Here is an 18,012-nt window from a genome sequence, read left to right on the forward strand (position 1 = left end):
ATGAACAGAAATATAAAAATCAAAAATTTTGAAATCAATGAAACTAGTAAAACATTTATTATAGGAGAAATCTCAGCTAACCATAATGGCAGTTTTGATAATGCAGTAAAGCTTATATATGCTGCAAAAGATGCAGGAGTAGATGCTGTCAAATTACAGACATATACTGCAGACACTATAACTATAAATTGTTATAATAGATATTTTCAAATAAAACAGGGTACTTTATGGGATGGAAGAACTCTTCATGATCTGTACGAGGAGGCATATATGCCCTGGAAATGGCAGCCTGAATTAAAGAAAATAGCTGAAGAAAATGGTCTTGTTTGTTTTTCTTCACCATTTGATAAAACAGCAGTAGATTTTCTGGAAGATATGGATGTACCGGCATATAAAGTAGCTTCTTTTGAAATTACTGATATACCACTTATTACATATATGGCTTCCAGGGGAAAGCCTATGATAATAGCAGCAGGTATAGCAGAAATCTCAGATATTCAATTAGCTATAGATGCATGTAAAAAAGTTGGCAATGATCAGATAATTCTTCTTAAATGTACTAGTGCCTATCCTGCTCCATTTGAAGAAGTTAATTTAAAAACTATTCCTAATATGAGAGAAACTTTTGATGTAATAGCGGGTCTTTCCGATCATACGTTAGGTATAGAAGTTCCTATATCAGCTGTAACACTTGGAGCAAAAGTTATTGAAAAACACATAACACTCTCAAGGGCAGATGGAGGACCGGATGCTGCATTTTCTTTAGAACCACATGAATTAAAAAGTATGGTTCAATCAATTCGAAATACTGAGAAAGCTATTGGAAAAGTTAGCTATGAACTAACAGAAAAGCAGATGAAAAACAGAGAATTCTCCAGATCTTTATTTGCAGTAAAAGATATTAAAGCAGGGGAAACTTTTACAGAGGAAAATGTTAGATCAATAAGACCGGCATTTGGATTACCTCCTAAATACATTGATGACATTTTAGGAAGAACTGCTGGTGAAAATTTACTGAAAGGTACTCCACTGCATTGGAAGTATGTTAAATAGGGTGATTATATGGCTGCAATTGCAATAAGAGCAGATGGGGGCTCTCAAATAGGTATGGGGCATATTATGAGAACATTGGTTTTAGCTAAGGAACTTGCGAAAACTAATGATGTTTTTTATTTATGCAGAATAGATAAAGCGTTAAGTGACAGGTATAGTTATGGCATAGAAAAAGTTAAAAAAGAAGGCTTTAAAGTAATTACTATAGACGAAAATAATGTATTGGGGGAATTAGAAAGGATTCAGTGTGATTGTCTGATAACAGACAGTTATGATGTAGATGAGCATTATTTTACTAAAACAAAAAAGTTATTTAAAAAGACGGGATATTTTGATGATATGAATTTATATCATTTTGATGTGGATTTTATAATAAATCAAAATATAAATGCAGAAGATTTAAATTATAATACTGACAAAAGGACAGTGCTATTTTTAGGGCCTGGTTTTGCTTTATTCAGAGATGAATTTAGAAAATCAAAAATTAAGAAGGTAAATGAAGTTGTAAAAGATATTTTAATAACTCTAGGTGGGTCAGATTTTAATAACTATACATCAAAGATTTTACAATTTATAAAAGAATTAAAATACAATTTTCATGTTGTAGTAGGACCATCTTTTAAATATATAGATGAACTTAGTAACTATGAGAAAATGAACAGTAACATTAAATTACACTTTAACACAAATATGAAAGATTTAATGGATAGGTGTGATGTGGCTATATCAACCTGCGGGAGCACGCTGTATGAATTGGCAGCCTGCGGAGTGCCGACATTAGGATTGGTAATTGCAGAAAACCAAAAGGAAATAGCTAAAAAAATGGAACAAGAAAAATTGATAATCAATTTAGGTCCTATAGATAAATTAAATAAGGAAGAGTTGGTAAATACAGTAGAAGAATTGTGTAGTGACTTAAATAGGAGAAAACAGATGAATTATAACCAGAGTATAGTTATTGATAAAAATGGAGCTGAAAAGCTTTGTAAAAATATTAATGAAATGTTTTAAATGAACACGCTATTATAAAATAGTTAAGGCGGTATATATAGTAATGAAACTTAAGAAAATTTTTAGTAATGGTAGAATCAATATCTTATTAAAGTATTCTTCTATTAAATATATAGCATTAATTATTGCATTTTTAAAAGGAATAGTTAATGCTGGGGCACTTGGACCTGAATTATTAGGTGTACTCGGCAATCTGCTGCTTATTTTAAGCTATCTATCCTATTCTAATCTGGGAATATTATATTCCATGAATAGAGAATATGTCATATATGAATCAACTAACGAGAAAGATAAAGCGAGTAAAGTTATTAGTACATCTTTTACGGCATTATTCATATTGTCAATATTATTAATAGCAGCTGGTATAATTGCTAAGTTCATATATAATGATAATTTAGGCAATTATATTTTGTTGGTTTTTATTATAGGAATTTTAGAGCAGTATAGAAGTTTCTATATTAATTATTATAGGCTGGTTAATAAGGTTAGAAAGATAAATTTTATAGAGCTTATCAATAATGTATTATCATTTGTGCTGATAATCATATCTATAAAATATTTTAAAATATATTCTGTATTAATAGCTATGTTCATAGCGGATATTATAGTTTTTATCTATGGTTATAAAAATAGTGAAAAGATTAAACTGAGCATAGATAAAAAAGTTTTAAAAGATTTAATAATAGTTGGAGTTCCATTACTTATATATAATTTGGGATTTTATATTCTAACAACAGTTGACAGGTTGATGACAATTAATTTTTTAGGATACAGGAATTTAGGATACTACACATTTTCAAATCAGCTTGTAAATGGGACTATGGTATTCATATCCTCGGTTTTGTTTTTATATTATCCTAAAGTCATAAAAAATTTATATATTAATGGAAATAATGACAGAAGACAAATTTTAAAAAGAATAGAACAGTATACTAGGTATGTAGAAGTTCTAGGAGTAGTTTTATGCTTAGTAGGCATAATATTAATAAAACCTTTTACCAATATAATTTTACCTAAATATTCTGTAAGTATTGATATATATCGAATATTGGTTTTTGGTGGAGTTTTCAGCGAAATATCCTATTTTGCCAATGTTTTTACCGTATCAAATAAAAAGCAGATATATTCAGTGTATCTACAATGTTTAGCAACTGCAGCAGCAGTTATTCTTAATTATATTTTCATTAAATCAGGCATGGGGATAATTGGAGTTTCCTTGGCAACCTTGATGACCAATATATTGTATTCCATAATGCAGCATTTGATATATCTAAAGATATTAAACTTAAAAATAAGCTTCATAAGGAATACTTTAAAGGTATATCTAAAATTTACATCATTTACAGTTATATGTATAGCTCTTAGCTTTATAAATATAAATTTTATCTTATATATTGTGACTCTTAGTGCTATAACGTTTATTTTATATTATAGAAATTTAAGAAATATGATAATTGATATGGGAAAGTTATAGTAGTAACAAATGTATTAAATTAAGCAGCTGAATTAAAGGGAGAGTTGATATAATGAAAGTAATAATCCTGGCAGGTGGAAGTGGAACAAGACTATGGCCGCTGAGTCGTGGCAGATATCCAAAACAATTTATTAAATTGCAAGGTAATAAACCATCCTTATTTCAAGAAACCTTTAAGAGAAGCTTATTATTGGCAGATTTAGATGATATATATGTAGTAACCAATGAAAAGTATAAATTTTTAGTAATGGGTGAAGTTGAAGAATTAGATTATAAATATAATGAATCTAATATAATTGTTGAACCTGAAGTTAAAAATACTCTCCCTGCAATTTACGCAGGTGTTTATGAAATAGCTAAAAAAGGTAACGATACAGTAGTTGTTTTTCCTTCTGATCATATGATTATAAAAGGTAAGGAATTTGCAAATATTATTAAAAGTTCAGAACCGTTAACTAAAGATTCAATTATAACCTTTGGAATTAAACCGGATAGTCCGAATACCGGATATGGGTATATTGCACCGGGAAATAAAAAATTAAATGGATATGAAATAAAAGAGTTTAAAGAAAAGCCGGAGTATGAGACAGCTGTTACATATGTTAATGAGGGATATTATTGGAATGCAGGAATATTTATGTTTAATACTGAGATATTTATAAATGAAGTAAAGCTTTATGCTGAAAATATATATAATGCTTTTAAAAGTAGTAATACCATAAAGGAAGCTTTTAGAAAAATAGATAAAAAAATTTCAATGGACTACGGCATTATGGAAAAAAGTAAAAATATTGCGGTTAAACCTGTAGATATAGGCTGGAATGATCTTGGCAGTTTTGATTCTTTTTATGAAGTTTTTGATAAAGATGAAAATAATAACATATCTCATGCTGATAGTATACTCATTGATTCAAAGGACAATTACATATATTCGGAAAAAGACAAGTTAGTTGCAGCTGTGGGTATTAATGATTTAATTGTAGTTGATAATAGAGATGCCTTGCTTATTTGTAAAAAAGACCAGTCACAAAAGGTAAAGAAAGTTGTAGAAGCTTTAAAAGAAAGAAATGATAGTAGGGTAGAATATCATGTCCAGGATTACAGGCCCTGGGGGAATTATAAAGTTCTAGAGCAAGAGAAAAATTCATTTAAAATTAAAAGGATTAAAGTAAGCCAGGGTAAAAAGTTAAGCTATCAGATGCATTATTATAGAAGTGAGCATTGGATAGTTGTTAAGGGTATGGCAAAAGTTACAATAGATGATATAGAAAAGCTGGTACCTGCAGGAGAAAGTATTTTTATAAAACCTGGACAAAAACACAGACTTGAGAATCCAGGGAAGATACCTCTTGAAATTATTGAAGTTCAGATGGGGAACTATTTAGAAGAAGATGATATTGTAAGATTTGATGATGACTGATGTGCTGAGAAAAATAAAAATAATGTGAAGCAATTTTTTAAATTAATAGTTAAGAATGAAGAATTAATAGTTAATGTGGATTTTTTTCCGTTACACTACAAAAAATTTTTAATTAAGCTTTTAATCACTCGTTTCGCTAAAGCGAAACAGTGCTGATTTATATAAATTTAAAGATTTTTTGCGATAGCTAAAAATCATCCTTCACTATTAATTCTTCATTATTAATTCTTAACTTGCGAAGCTTTGCTTCACATTATTTTCAAACTGTGAAAGTTGAGTTATACAACTTTAAATAAGTTAAAAAAGTGAGGGATACCTATATGAAAACATACCTGGTGACAGGAGGAGCAGGCTTTATTGGCTCTAACTTTATTCATTACATGTTAAAAAAATACTTAAATGTAAAAATAATAAACTACGATAAACTCACTTATGCAGGTAATCTTGAAAACCTAGAGACCATATCTAAAAATCCTAACTACAGATTTATCCAAGGAGACATATGTGATAGAGAAAAACTTCAACAGTTGTTTCAAAAGCATGATATAGACTATGTAATAAATTTTGCAGCAGAATCTCATGTAGACAGAAGCATAAGAGATCCTGAAGTATTTGTAAAAACGAATGTGATGGGAACTGTGGCACTTTTGGATATTGCAAAAAATGCATGGACTATAGAAGGTGGTCTTAAAGAGAACAAAAAATATATTCAGGTTTCCACAGATGAGGTTTATGGGTCGCTTGGAAAGGAAGGCTACTTTACGGAAAAAACTCCACTGGATTCTCACAGCCCTTACTCTTCTAGTAAAGCGTCTGCTGATTTGATGGTAAAGGCATATTTTGATACCTATAAAATGCCTGTAAATATAACTAGGTGTTCCAATAACTATGGTCCCTATCAATTCCCTGAAAAACTCATTCCACTTGTCATAAACAATTGTTTGAATAAAAGAGATATTCCTGTATATGGTGATGGACTTAACATAAGAGACTGGCTTTATGTAGAAGATCACTGCAGGGCTATAGATAAGGTTATTAATAGTGGGAGATATGGTGAAGTTTATAACATAGGCGGGCATAATGAGAGAACAAACATTCATATAGTTAAAACAATAATTTCATATATACATGACAATGTAGATCCTTCTGTAGATGAAAATCTTATAAAGTATGTGGAAGACAGAAAAGGACATGACAGGAGATATGGCATTGATCCTACAAAGATCAAAGATGAACTTGATTGGTATCCTGAAACAAAATTTGAGGACGGAATAATAAAAACTATAAGATGGTACTTAGATAATAAAGATTGGATGAATAATGTGACTTCTGGGGAGTATAAGAAATACTATGAGAAAATGTATAAAAACAAATAGCAAAGTTCAAATATCAAAGAACAAATAATGAAATTTTGCTATAGGCAAAATAAATATAATTATTTTCTGACGCAGGAAGAAAATTTTCCTAATTTGATATTTGTTATCTGAACTTTGAACTTTAATTGATGTTTAAACTTTCAATTGGAAATCGTCCATAACTATTAATTCTTAACTATTAATTCTCAACTAAAAAAGGTGGTGTTAAACTTTGAGAAAGGGCATAATACTGGCCGGTGGTTCTGGAAGCAGGCTTTACCCAATGACTAAGGCAATATCTAAGCAGATTGTTCCAATATATGATAAACCTATGATTTATTATCCAATTTCTGTACTTATGCTAGCTGGAATACGCGATATTCTCATTATATCCACACCAAGGGATACAGGTGCTTTTAAAGAACTTTTTGGTGATGGAAGTCAGCTTGGACTTCACTTTCAGTACGAAGTGCAATATGAGCCAAAGGGACTTGCTGAGGCTTTTATAGTTGGAGAAAAATTTATTGGAAATGACGATGTAGTTCTTGTTTTAGGAGATAATGTATTTCATGGATATGGTTTTACGGAAAGGTTAAGGGCTGCTTCAGACAGACATAATTGTTCAACTATTTTTGGATATCATGTAAGTAACCCTGAAAATTTTGGTGTAGTGGAATTTGATGATGATTTCAATGTTATTTCCATAGAGGAAAAACCTTCAAAGCCAAAGTCCGATTATGCAGTACCAGGACTTTACTTTTACACAAATGATGTGGTAGACATAGCAAAGAATATCAAACCTTCTTCAAGGGGAGAACTTGAAATTACAGACATAAATAATGAGTATTTAAAAAGAGGCAAACTTAAAGTAGAGCTCTTTGGAAGAGGAATGGCCTGGCTTGATACTGGAACTCCCCAGGGACTTTTAAATGCTGCTAATTTTGTAGAAGCTGTTCAGACAAGGCAGGGACTTTATATAGCTTGTATAGAGGAAATTGCTTATAGAGAAGGATACATAGATGACAATCAACTGATAAAGTTGGCAGAGCCTCTTAAAAAAGTTGCTTATGGAAAGTATATTTTAGGATTGTTGAATAAACAGCATCATTCATATTTTAGGAGTGAATACAATTGAAGATATTGATTACAGGAGGAAAAGGACAGCTTGCTGGGCAGCTGCGAGAGATTTTAATCAGAGGAGCATCTGAAATAGGAGCACTTGATAAAGTTTATTCTGATGCTGAAGTAAGATTCACCAGTAAAGAAGAATTGAATATAACAAAATTAAATGATGTCAGAGATTTTATAACTGATTATGCTCCAGATATAATTATAAATTGTGCTGCCTATACTAATGTAGATAAGTGTGAAACTGATTTTCAAAGTGCCTTTAAAGTAAATTCCTTAGGAGCTAGAAATTTAGCATTAGCTTCACAAAATACAAGAATAAAACTTGTACATATTTCTACTGATTATGTTTTTAACGGCAGGGGTACTATACCTTTTAGGGAATATGACTCACCTGATCCTGTTAGTGTTTACGGAAAGACTAAACTTTTAGGAGAACAGTATATTAGAGAAAATTACAGCAGGTATTTTATAGTAAGGACGTCCTGGCTTTATGGTTTATACGGTAAAAATTTTGTATATACTATATTAAAAGCTGCAAAGGAAAAAGGACATTTAGATGTGGTAAATGATCAGAGAGGTAATCCTACTAATGCAGAGGATCTTGCTTATCATATTTTAAAGCTTGCTCTTACTTGTGAATATGGCATATACCACTGCAGTGGTAAGGGTGAATGCAGCTGGTATGATTTTGCCTGCAAAATTGTGGAGCATGCTGGCATAGACTGCACTGTATCTCCTATGACTTCGGAAAAACTCAACAGGGCAGCTAAAAGACCGGAATTTTCTTCTCTTGATAATATGATGCTCCGGTGCAGCATTGGTGATGGCATGAGACAGTGGGAAGATGCACTTAAATCCTTTATTGAAAAACTGTACAAAAATAAATAACAAAGATCAAATATCAAAGAACAAATAATGAAATTTTGCTATAGCAAAATCAATATAATTATTTTCTGACACAGGAAGAAAACTTTCCACATTTGATATTTGTTATTTGAACTTTAAACTTTAATTTATATTTGAACTTTCAATTGTGCATTGTGAACTGTGAATTGTGAATTGAACAGGAAGGGATATGATTGAAATAGGTAAATTTAATTTTAAACCAGTAGATATAGAAGGTGTGTACATAATAGAAACAGGTGTTTTTGGGGATAATAGAGGTTATTTTATGGAAACGTATAACTATAATGATTTTAAGTCGGCAGGTCTTGATGAGGTGTTCGTTCAGGATAACAAATCTAAATCTAAGAAGGGCGTTTTAAGGGGACTTCACTTTCAAAAAAACTATTCTCAAGGAAAATTGGTGAGAGTAGAAAAAGGAGAGGTATTTGATGTTGTTGTAGATTTAAGAGAGAGATCCTCTACCTATGGGAAATGGATAGGAGTTACACTATCTGAAGAAAACAGGAAACAATTTTATATTCCAAAGGGATTTGCCCATGGATTTCTAGTTATTTCAGACGAAGCAGAATTTTGCTATAAATGTACTGAGTTTTATCATCCTGAAGATGAAGGCGGTATTATATGGAATGATCCTGATATAAATATAAAATGGCCTCTTGAGGGAATTGACAATATTATTTTTTCTGAAAGGGATAAATTATGGCCTACACTAAAAGAGTGCAAAAATAATATAAAAAAGTGTTGACTTATATAAACGTTTACTATATAATAAATTCAAGAAGAAAGATATAACTTCTTCTAGCAATCCTAACTCGAAAAGAGTACTAAGGAAATTGTTTTAAAGAAGTAGAAAGTTTAAAAAATCAGATATTAATACACTTATTTAGAACGAAAGTAAATATGATTAAATATTCACTGGAGTAAGTTATAAGGAATATCTGAAAAATACTTGTGAATATTTAATTTGTAAGAATGTTCAACAAGAATGTATGAAATTTGGTAAGTTTAGATTAAAGTGTTATGTAATAAAGCAGTATAGTTTTAAAGGTAAGTCTTTTGGTAGAAAGTTAATTGAAGTTTTTTAGAAGTGTGTTTGAAAAAAATAATAAATTAAATTTTTATAGTGTATTAATACATTGTAATGGTAATTGAAAAAGGGTGATGAATATTCAGGTAAGATCAGAGTACTCAAAAGAGTTAGGATTTGCTTAACCACCAGTTAGTTATATGATAGCTAATTGGTGGTTTTAATTTTATTCAAAGTATTACTTGGGCAAGTTAATTTTATACAATTATCCTATTAATTTGAATTAAATCTAAATGTATGATATAATAAATTATTAAAATATGAAATTAATTATATTTTGGAGCATTTATCAAAATATAAGGGCGGTGATATATTGTCCATGAAAAAGGATTTCTTACCTTATAATTATGACTTAAATTATTCTATCTATAATTTTGATGAATTTATGTATAAATATGTACAGGAAAAAGATAGCTTCTCAATATGCCTTCTTAATATGTCTAATTTAGGTTTATGCAATTATATATTAGGGTACAAATACGGCAATGTTTTATTGCATAATATTGTGAACAGGATAAAACGTCTTATTAATCAAAAATCATATATTTATAAGTTTGGCGGGAACATATTGCTTATTATAGTACCTAATATAAAATCTAGACGCAGTTCTGTAGAGATTGTAGAAAGAATAATGGAAATAAGTGATGATTCGTTTCTATTGGCAGATAAAAAATTAAAATTGGAAATAAAATTAGGAATTTCTTTATATCCCTATGATGATAGGAAGCTTGGTAATGTATTTAAATATGCAAGTATAGCTTTAAATTGTGCAAATAAAGAACGCGGCAGCACATATGAATTTTTTAATGTTAATATGTATGAAAATAATGCTATGGAAGAAAAAATTCGAACTGATATACAAGATGCTTTGATTAATCATGAGTTCATATTATATTATCAACCACAGGTAAACGTTAACAGCGGTGAGATTTATGGAGTGGAAGCTCTTATCAGATGGAATCATCCAGAGTTTGGGATACTAACACCTTCATATTTTATTGATGGAATAGAGAGAAATGGCGAAATAAAGAAAGTAGGCAGAATTGTCTTTTATATGGCATGTCTTGAGGCAAAAAGACTTCATAGCCTTGGATACTCCGATTTAATTATGTCTGTTAATTTGTCTATAAGACAATTTGAAGATGATTTTTTTATTACTTTTATTAAAAATATATTGGAAATAACGCAAGTTAAGCCTGAATATATTAATTTTGAAATAACTGAGAGGACGGCTATTAATTCTACTGAAAAAATTACATCTGCCTTGAGAAATATAAAAGATATGGGAATAAAAATATTTGTTGATGATTTTGGAACTCAATATTCATTTTTAAATTACCTATACAGTGTGCCTATAGATGGAATAAAAATAGATAGATCTTTTATTAATGGTATAGATAAATCTGAAAAAAAGTTTACTATTGTAAGACATCTTATCAATCTTGCAAATGACTTAAATTTGGAGGTAGTGGCAGAAGGTATGGAAACAGAACAGCAGCTTAAATGTTTAGAAAAAGCTAATTGCATTAATGTACAGGGCTTTTTCTTTGGAAAACCTCTTAGTTCCAATGATCTTGTAAATTTTATGAAAACATCAAACTTTAGTAAGCCAGGTAATAGCATCTTTTCAGAAAGCAAAAAATAAAGTACAAAGTTTTAAAAACACTTATATTTTGGTGAAGTTTATGGTAAAATCATAATAAATGATTTAATATATTAATGGGAAACAATGAAATACGCACTTTATATGGGCATCTGGTGTGTATTGAGTTAATGATGCAACCGGCCTTATGATTATAGAACTTTTTTATAATCATAAGGCTTTATTTAACCCTAAAAATGGAGTGCATATGTATATTTATTGTAGTATTATTGTTTTTGTTTTTGGAACCATAATAGGAAGTTTTTTAAATGTATGCATATATAGAATACCAATGGAGGAATCTATTGTGTATCCACCTTCTCATTGTACAAATTGTGGCAGCAGGATTAAATGGTATGACTTAATTCCTATAGTAAGCTATGTTATTTTAAAGGGACAATGTAGAAATTGTGGAGAGAAGATATCTGCAAGATATCCTATTATAGAATTTACAACTGGTTTGTTGTACACTATGCTTTATGTTAAATTTGGAATTAGCATAGATATTGTAAAATATATTGTATTTATAAGTATTTTAATTGTGGTAGGAATGATAGATTTGAATACCACTGACATTTATTTTAAAACCACAGTAGTAGGTCTGATTTCTACATTTATATTTTTAGTAATATATTATTATAATGGCCTGCCTATAAAGACATATGTATATGGAGGTATAGTAGGCGGTGGACTTTTAGCTCTTATCATTCTCATAACAAAAGGTGGCATGGGATGGGGAGATGCAGAAATTTGTACTGTGTGCGGCTTGTTTCTTGGGCTTAAACTTACTTTCCTAATGTTGTTTTTATCCTTTATTATAGGAGCCACTGCAGGAGTAATACTTATTCTGTCAGGAAAGAAGTCAAGAAAAGACTACATACCTTTTGGACCATTTATTGTACTGGCATCTATTATTACAGTATTTTGTGGACAAAATATTGTAAATTGGTATTTATAACAAAAGGGTGTTGTAAGACATATATTAATTTATAGTATGTTATTTTAAATCAACTTTCATAGTTTAAAAATATTGCGAAACAAAGCTTTTGAAAATAACAAAGTTCAAATAACAAAGAACAGATAAAGATGATTTCCCTCGTATCTCAGGAAATCTATAATTTTAATATTTTCTGACGTTAGGAAGAAAATTATCCTTATTTGATATTTGAACTTTGAACTTTGTTCTTTAAAAAAATTGTTTCACAATTTTTTTATATTAAGCCCAAATTCCATATATGGGAAAGCTGAGCTATTGAGTTATTTTAATTAATGAAGGGATGGGATGTCTGTGGAAAATGTAATGACATTAGAAAAGAAGAAAGGCTTTACACTTATTGAACTCATGATAGTACTTGCTATTATTGCCATACTTGCTGTAGTTTTAATTCCTAAGTCGCAAATATTTAAAAGCAATTCTAAAAATGCAGGTGTAACTACCAATGTGAATACTGTAAGAGGTTATTTGGAAACGACAGTTACAAATAACGGAGGAGCTTATGGCTATTTACACTATGGCCAACTTATATCGAAGATGAAATCAGACTTTAATTTATCAGCACCTAATAATTCTAAAGCAGGAGACCTTTGTCCTACAGATACAACCAAGACGGATGAACAATTAATTAATCCTTTTGCTAAAAGAAATGCATCGGTTGTAATTATTAGTAGAGGAGGATCAGTTACTAGTGCTTCTGTAAATGGTAACGATGCTAGTCATGAGGGCGCAGTTGTAATTTATGTATATAGTGATGGATATGCTGTTTTTGGTTATGATAAAGGTGGAACTCCTACTCAACCATTAAAAGTTAAATAGGTTAATTAAAGAACATGGTTTTTCCATGTTCTTTATAATATAATGATTTTTAGAGGTGTTTATTATGCCAAAAATAAAAAAACGTCTGGGACAGATACTTGTAGATGAGGGAGTTATAACTGAAGAAGTTATGGAGAAGGCTCTCAGAATGCAAAAGGAATCAGGTGAAAAACTTGGAGAAGTACTTGTAAATATGGGATTTACAACAGATGAACAGATAGTTAATGCAGTAAAAGAACAGCTTGGCATACCTTTGATAAATTTAGATAATATCAATGTATCCCAGAATATTATAGATATTTTACCTGTAAGTACTGCAAAAAAACGTGAGGCTATTCCAATAGACATTGTAAATGGTTCTTTACTTGTAGTTATGAGTGATCCTTTAAATTATTTTGCCATAGAGGATATAAAAGTATCGACAGGCTATCATGTTAAAACAGCTATAGCACTTAGAAATAGTATATTGAAAAATATTCAAAAATATTATGGAAAAAGTAAGGCACAAGAAGCAGTACAGGACTATAGAAAAAACTTTGCAAATAGGACGGTGGAAAATGATCAGGAGTTAGCTGATGAAACAGCTGCACCAATCATAAAATTTCTAAATACCATAATTGAAAATGCAATGCTATATAATGCTTCGGATATTCACATAGAACCGGATGAAAAAGAAATGAGAGTTAGATTTAGAGTAGATGGTATGCTGAGGGAAATTATGAGAACGGACATAGACATGCTTTCTGCTGTAATAAGCAGGGTAAAGATAATGGCCAGTTTAAATATAGCTGAGAATAGAATACCCCAGGACGGCAGAATTAACTTTAAAGTTAAGCAGCATACAATAGATATTAGAGTTTCCACCATCCCAACTATTTTAGGTGAAAAAATTGTAATGCGACTGCTTGATAAGAGCAGCTTTTCAATGGATCTTGAAAAAATTGGACTGGAAAACGATGAATTAATGAAACTAAAGAGGATGGTTGCAAGTCCATATGGTATAATAATGGTATCAGGACCTACAGGAAGTGGTAAAACTACAACTCTATATTCCATATTAAACATATTAAATGACGTATCAAAAAATATAATAACAATAGAAGATCCCGTAGAATATAATTTAAAAGGTATTAATCAGATGCAGGTAAATACTAAGATTGGATTTGACTTTGCCAGTGGGTTAAGAAGTATACTAAGGCAGGATCCCGATATAATTCTTGTAGGAGAAATAAGGGATAATGAAACGGCGGAAATATCTATAAGATCTGCACTTACAGGACATTTGGTACTATCAACTATCCACACCAATAATGCAGTAGGAACTATTGGAAGACTTCTGGATATGGGCATAAAGCCTTTTCTTATATCTTCTACTTTAGCAGGCGTTGTAGCTCAGAGACTGGTTAGAAAGATATGCCCAAGTTGTGCCGAAGAATATATGAGTGATGAGAGAGAAATGAGAATACTTGGACTTAAAGAACCGGTTAAACTAAAGAGAGGTAAAGGATGCAGCTTGTGCAATAATACAGGTTACAGGGGAAGAATAGGTATATTTGAAATACTTGAAATAGATAATGACATTAAAAATATCATAGATACAGATTATACTGAAAATAAAATTGAAAAATTAGCTGTGGATAAGGGCATGAATACTTTAAGGAAATCCTGTATAAATAAGGTCTTAAATGGAGTAACTACTGTTGAAGAAATGTTAAGGGCTACTTATGGAGATAATATATGAAAAAATTTATATATAAAGCTTGGGATGATGAATTTAATGTAATAAAGGAAGAAATTGAAGATATTGATGCTGATGAAGCATTTAGAAATTTAAAAAGTAAAGGGTTGAAAGTAATATATGTAAAAGAAAAATTTAGTTTATCTAGATTTAAGTTTTTAGATAAGAAACTTGATAATGAAATTTTGGCTAATTTTTGTGGGCAAATTGCTATGATTTTAAATTCAGGAATAACTCTCTTAAATGGACTTGAAATAATGGAGCAGCAAATTAAAAATAAGAATATGAAGAAAATAATTTTAAATATAACGGATGGTATAAAAAAAGGCAATGGTTTGGATGTATCTATGGAAAACTGCGGGAAATTTCCAAAACTATTAATTGATATGGTCAAAACAGGAGAAATCAGTGGAAATTTAGATACTGTATTATATAATATGGAGAGTTTTTATAAAAAAGAAGCCAGTATAAAAAGTAAAATTAAAAGTGCAGCTGTGTATCCTATGTTAATTTTAATTGTAGCACTAGGAATGCTTGTATTCTTTAATTTTATTGTATTTCCTGAAATAAAAAATCTATTTGAAAACATGAAATTACCTGCTATAACAGTAATTGTACTTGGTATTATGAATTTTTTTGATAATAATTATCTGTATATAATTATTTGTACGATTATAGCAGTAATTTTTTTGAAATATATAAATACAGTTTCTAAAGTTGCATATTTTGTTGATAAGTTTAAGTTAAAGATTCCTATTTTAGGAGATGTTAAGCTAGATATTATAACAGCTAGGTTTACCAGAAGTATGGGAATATTTTTAAAGTCTGGAATTCCTATTATAACTATAATGGATAATGTGCAGCTTGTTGTAGAAAATATGTTTATGTCAAAAAAAATAGATAAAGTTAAAAACCAGCTAATTGGGGGTACAACTTTTGCTGATTCTATTGAAAGTGAAAATATTTTCAAGCCTCTTGTGACGCAGATGATGAGAGTAGGACAAGAAACAGGTAAGCTTGATGAGATTATGTTTAAACTGGCTGACATATATGATGAGAAAGTAGAAACAGGTATTGCTAGAATTATGTCACTTGTGGAACCTATTTTAACCCTGGTTATAGGTTTAATTGTTGGGGTAGTTATATTAGGAGTAGCATTACCTATAGTTCAAATGGCACAGGGGGTGAAATAAAATAAAAATTATATTTAGTTTTAAGGAAAATTATGCAGATGTGGCTGTTGCATCAAAGATAATAAACAAAACAAAAATAAAAAAAATAAGTAGAATATATGAGAAGAATGAATTTATTTCTGGGGGAAAACCCTATGCTGATGAATATAATTTAAATAAGATCAAAAGTATTAGAGAAAAGTTAAAAATTAGAAATAAAAATGTAAGAATAATATTGAATTGGGAAAGTATTATAACAAGAATAATAGAAACTCCAGTTATGAATAAAAAGGAACTTGTAGGTTTTATAAAGAATAATATAGAAGAGTACTTTTCTGTTAACATGAATGAATATCTTTATGATTATGAAGTTATTTCCTTAACCAATAAAGATAAAATGGCCATTATGCTTACAGTTGTGCCTAGAATAAAATTAAAGCAGGTATTAGATTTTATAAAATATTGTGGATTGGTCCCACAGTCAATAGGGATATATCCTGATTCCATATCAAATTTGTTTTTAGATGAAGATTATTGCAGTATAGCTGTCATAGATGCAAATGTAGAAAAGACTACTTTAACTATACTGGATAAGGGGAAAATATTTCTTTATTCCAATATATTAAATGAAACAGAGGATGAAGATTTTAATGACTTAATGAGAAGTCTTGATTATTTTTTTAATTTTTATTCAACAAGGCATTTCGGCAGTAAGATTGACAAGATATATGTATTAGGAGAACTTTATACAAATTCAAAGCTTTGTGAGCTTATTAGTACTCAAACTTCAATAGAAACTAATATAGGATTCAATATTAAAGCATCAAAATTAATTAAAAAGAGTACAGTAGATGAAAACATATATCCTGATATACTTGGAGATTCTATACCGGTAAAAAATATATATAATAAAAGTATAGACTTTCTTGATAGGTTTTATAGAAAAAATAAGAAGAAACAATTTGAAAATAAGTTAATTATACATGAAATAGAATTATTTTTTTTAATAACTATTATTATAATAGGAGCAGCACTTATATATACAAAGTTAAATTTATTAAAGTATGATACTTGGGACATAGATTCACAGATAGCTGTTTTAAGTGGTGTACAAAATGATGTGAATAAATTAGATAAGGAAAACAAAGCTTATGAGGATAAAGCTAATTATATAAAGAAAATTGAAGGTGATGATTTCGACTACATAGGAGTACTAGAAACTTTGAGGAACGGCTTACCTAAAGGTGTAACTATAAAAGGGATTACCATGGATAAACAAAATATAAATGTTGTGTTTGATGTGAATAAAAATACAATAGATGCGGCCAGACTTATTGTGGCAATAAATTCTATGAATGCATTTGAGCCTGTTGAGCTTCCCGAGGTAGATCTTAATGATGATGTAAAAGAGGTTGAACTTAAATTGAAATTATTAGAATCATATAAAGGCGTGAATAAAGATGGAAAAAAATAAAAGGGATTTGATGATTTTAATAGCAATATTGTTTATAGGATTTAATTATGTGATTTATACATATTTTATAACTTATAAATTAGATACGGTGAAGCAGGCTAAAAATAAGTATGCTTTAAAAACAAAAGAATTAAATTCTCTTAAGGCTAAGAAAAAATCTATTGAGACTAAGCAGCAGGAGTTAAAAAAGTTGAGACAGGAGACTTCTAGTTTTGATAGTATGGTTCCTAAGCAAATAGATACACCCCAGCTTATATATGATTTTTATAATGGATGCAAGTTATTTGGAGTAAATGGAGAAAATATCTCTTTTGAATTGTTGAATGGGGATAGCAGTTCAAATAGTAACAATTTTCATACTCTTATAATAGACTTAAAGATTAAAGGAAACAAGGGAAATATAGAAAATTTTATAAGAAATCTAAATACTGTTACCAAAAGAAAGCTTAATGTAAAAAGCATTACTATTGGTTCTAGTGATGATGAAGAAATGGACAATGGTGAGTTAAAAAGTTCTGATGAAGAAGTGAGCACGGATAACAGTAATAAATCTGTTGATAATGCTACAAAAAATGGAGATGAACTTCCCGGAGAAATTATTTTTTATCAATATATACAGGGCAGCGGAAGCAGCAATACAAAAGTCCCCGATAATTATATTTTTTATGATAGCCAAAAACAGGGATTTAACAGTATAGCTGATATGTTCAAGTAAAATTTTTTGATTGTAAGGGGT

At 29.8% G+C, this 18,012-nt stretch carries 15 protein-coding genes and 1 riboswitch; all 15 genes read left to right on the forward strand.

Annotated elements, in window-relative coordinates; genetic code table 11:
• The 15 genes from pseI (at position 1) to pilO (ending at position 17,991) form a co-directional block, all read left to right on the forward strand.
• The gene (gene pseI, locus B5S50_RS13800) at positions 1-1,053 is read left to right on the forward strand and encodes a pseudaminic acid synthase (RefSeq protein WP_217302131.1); all 1,053 of its coding nucleotides are present in this window, start codon (positions 1-3) and stop codon (positions 1,051-1,053) included.
• Between the two features lie 9 nt (positions 1,054-1,062).
• The gene (pseG, locus tag B5S50_RS13805) at positions 1,063-2,064 is read left to right on the forward strand and encodes a UDP-2,4-diacetamido-2,4,6-trideoxy-beta-L-altropyranose hydrolase (RefSeq protein WP_217302132.1); all 1,002 of its coding nucleotides are present in this window, start codon (positions 1,063-1,065) and stop codon (positions 2,062-2,064) included.
• 43 nt (positions 2,065-2,107) lie between these two features.
• Positions 2,108-3,538 carry an oligosaccharide flippase family protein gene (locus B5S50_RS13810; RefSeq protein ID WP_254306598.1) on the forward strand — a complete coding sequence of 477 codons (1,431 nt, stop codon included), beginning with the start codon at positions 2,108-2,110 and terminating at the stop codon, positions 3,536-3,538.
• Between the two features lie 52 nt (positions 3,539-3,590).
• Complete coding sequence (locus tag B5S50_RS13815) at positions 3,591-4,958, forward strand: mannose-1-phosphate guanylyltransferase/mannose-6-phosphate isomerase (RefSeq protein WP_217302133.1); 1,368 nt, start codon at positions 3,591-3,593, stop codon at positions 4,956-4,958.
• A 320-nt stretch (positions 4,959-5,278) separates the two neighbouring features.
• Positions 5,279-6,334: a dTDP-glucose 4,6-dehydratase gene (gene rfbB, locus B5S50_RS13820; RefSeq protein ID WP_217302134.1), complete on the forward strand. Its 1,056-nt coding sequence runs from the start codon at positions 5,279-5,281 to the stop codon at positions 6,332-6,334.
• 262 nt (positions 6,335-6,596) lie between these two features.
• Positions 6,597-7,448, forward strand: a complete 852-nt coding sequence (gene rfbA, locus B5S50_RS13825) for a glucose-1-phosphate thymidylyltransferase RfbA (RefSeq protein ID WP_254306761.1) — start codon at positions 6,597-6,599, stop codon at positions 7,446-7,448.
• The gene (gene rfbD / locus B5S50_RS13830) at positions 7,445-8,332 is read left to right on the forward strand and encodes a dTDP-4-dehydrorhamnose reductase (protein ID WP_217302136.1); all 888 of its coding nucleotides are present in this window, start codon (positions 7,445-7,447) and stop codon (positions 8,330-8,332) included. Before rfbA ends, rfbD begins: the two co-directional genes overlap by 4 nt.
• A 196-nt stretch (positions 8,333-8,528) precedes the next feature.
• Entirely contained in the window at positions 8,529-9,095 is a 567-nt protein-coding gene (gene rfbC, locus B5S50_RS13835; protein ID WP_217303808.1) for a dTDP-4-dehydrorhamnose 3,5-epimerase, read from the forward strand.
• 661 nt (positions 9,096-9,756) lie between these two features.
• Positions 9,757-11,082 (forward strand): bifunctional diguanylate cyclase/phosphodiesterase, encoded by a 1,326-nt coding sequence (locus B5S50_RS13840; RefSeq protein WP_254306762.1) that lies wholly within the window; start codon positions 9,757-9,759, stop codon positions 11,080-11,082.
• Positions 11,083-11,150: 68 nt separating this feature from the next.
• Positions 11,151-11,234: riboswitch (cyclic di-GMP riboswitch) on the forward strand.
• 53 nt (positions 11,235-11,287) lie between these two features.
• Positions 11,288-12,037 carry an A24 family peptidase gene (locus B5S50_RS13845; protein ID WP_217302138.1) on the forward strand — a complete coding sequence of 250 codons (750 nt, stop codon included), beginning with the start codon at positions 11,288-11,290 and terminating at the stop codon, positions 12,035-12,037.
• 330 nt (positions 12,038-12,367) lie between these two features.
• Entirely contained in the window at positions 12,368-12,892 is a 525-nt protein-coding gene (locus tag B5S50_RS21845) for a type II secretion system protein (RefSeq protein WP_302180670.1), read from the forward strand.
• A 64-nt stretch (positions 12,893-12,956) separates the two neighbouring features.
• Complete coding sequence (locus B5S50_RS13855) at positions 12,957-14,633, forward strand: GspE/PulE family protein (protein ID WP_217302140.1); 1,677 nt, start codon at positions 12,957-12,959, stop codon at positions 14,631-14,633.
• The gene (locus B5S50_RS13860) at positions 14,630-15,823 is read left to right on the forward strand and encodes a type II secretion system F family protein (protein WP_217302141.1); all 1,194 of its coding nucleotides are present in this window, start codon (positions 14,630-14,632) and stop codon (positions 15,821-15,823) included. The genes B5S50_RS13855 and B5S50_RS13860 overlap by 4 nt, the downstream gene beginning before the upstream one ends.
• Positions 15,824-15,863: 40 nt before the next feature.
• The gene (pilM, locus tag B5S50_RS13865; protein ID WP_254306599.1) at positions 15,864-17,276 is read left to right on the forward strand and encodes a type IV pilus biogenesis protein PilM; all 1,413 of its coding nucleotides are present in this window, start codon (positions 15,864-15,866) and stop codon (positions 17,274-17,276) included.
• Positions 17,263-17,991 (forward strand): type 4a pilus biogenesis protein PilO, encoded by a 729-nt coding sequence (gene pilO, locus B5S50_RS13870; protein ID WP_217302142.1) that lies wholly within the window; start codon positions 17,263-17,265, stop codon positions 17,989-17,991. Before pilM ends, pilO begins: the two co-directional genes overlap by 14 nt.
• Positions 17,992-18,012: the final 21 nt, after the last annotated feature.

Source organism: Clostridium sp. 001, assembly GCF_019056555.1.
In the GTDB taxonomy this organism is placed as follows: domain Bacteria; phylum Bacillota; class Clostridia; order Clostridiales; family Clostridiaceae; genus Clostridium_B; species Clostridium_B ragsdalei.

What these genes read in the sequence shown, in the direction of transcription:
- pseI (WP_217302131.1), top strand. Translation starts at nt 1, where the DNA reads ATGAACAGAAATATAAAAATCAAAAATTTTGAAATCAATGAAACTAGT.
- pseG (WP_217302132.1), top strand. Translation starts at nt 1,063, where the DNA reads ATGGCTGCAATTGCAATAAGAGCAGATGGGGGCTCTCAAATAGGTATG.
- B5S50_RS13810 (WP_254306598.1), top strand. Translation starts at nt 2,108, where the DNA reads ATGAAACTTAAGAAAATTTTTAGTAATGGTAGAATCAATATCTTATTA.
- B5S50_RS13815 (WP_217302133.1), top strand. Translation starts at nt 3,591, where the DNA reads ATGAAAGTAATAATCCTGGCAGGTGGAAGTGGAACAAGACTATGGCCG.
- rfbB (WP_217302134.1), top strand. Translation starts at nt 5,279, where the DNA reads ATGAAAACATACCTGGTGACAGGAGGAGCAGGCTTTATTGGCTCTAAC.
- rfbA (WP_254306761.1), top strand. Translation starts at nt 6,597, where the DNA reads ATGACTAAGGCAATATCTAAGCAGATTGTTCCAATATATGATAAACCT.
- B5S50_RS13840 (WP_254306762.1), top strand. Translation starts at nt 9,757, where the DNA reads ATGAAAAAGGATTTCTTACCTTATAATTATGACTTAAATTATTCTATC.
- B5S50_RS13845 (WP_217302138.1), top strand. Translation starts at nt 11,288, where the DNA reads ATGTATATTTATTGTAGTATTATTGTTTTTGTTTTTGGAACCATAATA.
- B5S50_RS13855 (WP_217302140.1), top strand. Translation starts at nt 12,957, where the DNA reads ATGCCAAAAATAAAAAAACGTCTGGGACAGATACTTGTAGATGAGGGA.
- B5S50_RS13860 (WP_217302141.1), top strand. Translation starts at nt 14,630, where the DNA reads ATGAAAAAATTTATATATAAAGCTTGGGATGATGAATTTAATGTAATA.
- pilO (WP_217302142.1), top strand. Translation starts at nt 17,263, where the DNA reads ATGGAAAAAAATAAAAGGGATTTGATGATTTTAATAGCAATATTGTTT.